Annotated in this window: 4 protein-coding genes; 3 read left to right on the top strand and 1 reads right to left on the bottom strand. The window is 33.9% G+C overall.

Going from position 1 to position 2130, the window contains the following annotated elements; translation table 11 throughout:
* Window positions 1-133: 133 nt before the first annotated feature.
* Genes CDZ78_RS19790 through CDZ78_RS19780 form a run of 3 tightly spaced genes read left to right on the top strand, consistent with a single transcriptional unit; the run spans window position 134 to window position 1617 of the window.
* Window positions 134-898, top strand: coding sequence for a TIGR04255 family protein (locus CDZ78_RS19790; RefSeq protein ID WP_087871501.1), 765 nt, complete (start codon window positions 134-136; stop codon window positions 896-898).
* A complete protein-coding gene (locus CDZ78_RS19785) occupies window positions 888-1076 on the top strand; it encodes a hypothetical protein (protein WP_087871500.1) in 189 nt (62 codons plus the stop codon). The genes CDZ78_RS19790 and CDZ78_RS19785 overlap by 11 nt, the downstream gene beginning before the upstream one ends.
* Window positions 1063-1617, top strand: coding sequence for a hypothetical protein (locus CDZ78_RS19780; protein ID WP_087871499.1), 555 nt, complete (start codon window positions 1063-1065; stop codon window positions 1615-1617). Before CDZ78_RS19785 ends, CDZ78_RS19780 begins: the two co-directional genes overlap by 14 nt.
* Window positions 1618-1894: 277 nt before the next feature.
* On the opposite strand, the gene CDZ78_RS22435 is transcribed toward CDZ78_RS19780, so the two are convergent.
* Window positions 1895-2130: hypothetical protein (locus tag CDZ78_RS22435; RefSeq protein ID WP_167374419.1), on the bottom strand; the 236-nt coding region annotated here is incomplete at its 5' end.

Genomic DNA, 2130 nt, shown 5'->3' with positions numbered 1-2130 from the left:
TATAAACTGTAAGTATCAATCTGTGAATCACCATAACACCGTTTTGTCAGATAACTGATGCTAGAATGTAAGATAAACAAATCGTGTTCCGATATTATACGTAAAAACACCAACATGGTGAGAGAACAATACAATGTATGAAAACGTATGCTACAAAACTCTGTTTCTAAAAGAAGTGATATTTCGAATTGATTTTCCTTCACCTTTAGAAGGTATAGAAAAGCAATTACCTAATAAACTGACTAAAGCAATTTTAGAAAAATTCCCAATTTCTGAACCACAAAAAACCCATGCTCAAGAATTTCAATTTGCTGGTCCGAATTTTCAATCAAAAACATCAGAAATAATGCAGTGGGTTTTCCATGGTGAAAACCGTAAAAAATCATTGACTATAGAGCCTACTTCTTTCGTTATACTTGTCAGAGACTACAAATCATACGAAGATTTTATCGAAGACTTTAATCATATTCTTACTGTTTTATTTAATGAAAATAAAGATATTACTGCAGGTAGGGTTGGTCTTAGGTACGTAAATCTTATTGATTTGAACGAACCAGAACCGTTGGAGTGGAAAAAACATGTAAATGAGCAAATTCTTGGAATAATTGATTTTCATGAAGAAAAACAATTCCTAACCAGAATATTCCATATCGTTGAATATAATTTTGATGGTCTTTCTGTAAAATATCAATTTGGCATTGCCAATTCTGATTATCCCGCCCAAATCAAGAAAAAGCAGTTTGTTCTTGATATTGATGCATACTCGCATGGTGCTTTTGATTATGGTGATATATTGAATTGTGTGGAAGATGCTCATGTAAAAATACAAGATATTTTTGAACGAAGCATCACAGACGAAACCCGCCAACTAATGAAGCAGAAAAACGATGTCCAATAGTAACTATTTCGATACTACTTACGTTGAAAATAACCAAACAGTAAAGCCAGTCATGGAGCGCTCGGAGATTAAGAGCTTTTTGAAAGAATCTACAAGCGAAGAAGAAATGCTTCGTTATGGCTCATCAAAGCCTAGGCGCGTAGTTATTAAAGGAAAAATAATCGATGGTAAAGGCTAAGATTAGTAGAAAACCAAGATTATCCCAAGGCGACATAATACGTGATGTTGAACATATTGAATATGTTCAAGAGAAATCAGGAATTATTGAAGTTTCAAAAATAGTATTTCCTTTGTGTATTGTTCTTACACAAGATTGCGACCTTGCACAAGATTATAAATTTCGCTGGTCTAAGAAACAGACACCCAATGAGGATAAGTGGCTTCTTTCAGTGATTTTAGCTCCTATCTATAATGTAGAACATATTTATACTGGGGAACATCTTTCGGAAATAGGAATGTCAATGACACCAATTAATAGAAGGAAAACCCAAGGGCAAAACCTTAGAAACAATGAAACTCCACGATACCATTATTTGGAATTTCCAGAAAACATCCCAATTGTTCCATCAGTTGTCGATTTTAAGCATTATTTTTCGGCTAATGTGGCATATTTAAAAAGCCATAAGACTTCAAGTTTTGTCTGTCAGGTTTCTGAGTTATTTAGGGAGGATATTTCTCAACGTTTTTCATCTTATTTATCAAGAATCGGTTTACCATGAAGTTCATAACGAATTAGGTAGATGGTGATTTATGCGCAATGCGAAACCACCCCTTGAAACGTTCCCCTAAACAAAAGATTACTATTTTTTCGATAACCGCCAGTTAACCCTAGTTCAATCCTATAATCATCAATATGTTCAAAGACTTTTCTTTCATGCTGATGGTATTTTGACAATACCGTTCGGCATGATTATTTTGTTGCAATGATTTTTGTTATATTATCAGATGTTAGCGGCTCAAATAGCATATTTTGAATACATTTCATCCAATGAATACTTATTTTCCATAGCCTTTTAGCCTTGCTCCCAATAACGTCACAATTCCTCGATTAGGTGTACGCGAGAGAAATTTGTCGTTTTGCTTTGCGGGGGTATTTTCATTTTTTATGCCTACTTTTATATCGGCAAATTTTGGATCATGTTCTTGAACTAGTTTTTGTTTGAAATTTAACAGCAACAAGTAAACAATCAGATAAATGTAGAATTGAATCGCTATTCCTCGCTCACTATGCG

It is taken from the genome of Bathymodiolus platifrons methanotrophic gill symbiont (genome assembly GCF_002189065.1).
Lineage (GTDB): Bacteria > Pseudomonadota > Gammaproteobacteria > Methylococcales > Methylomonadaceae > Methyloprofundus.
The sequence above is the reverse complement of the archived record's forward strand: the minus strand, read 5'-3'. Positions and strand labels throughout refer to the sequence as shown.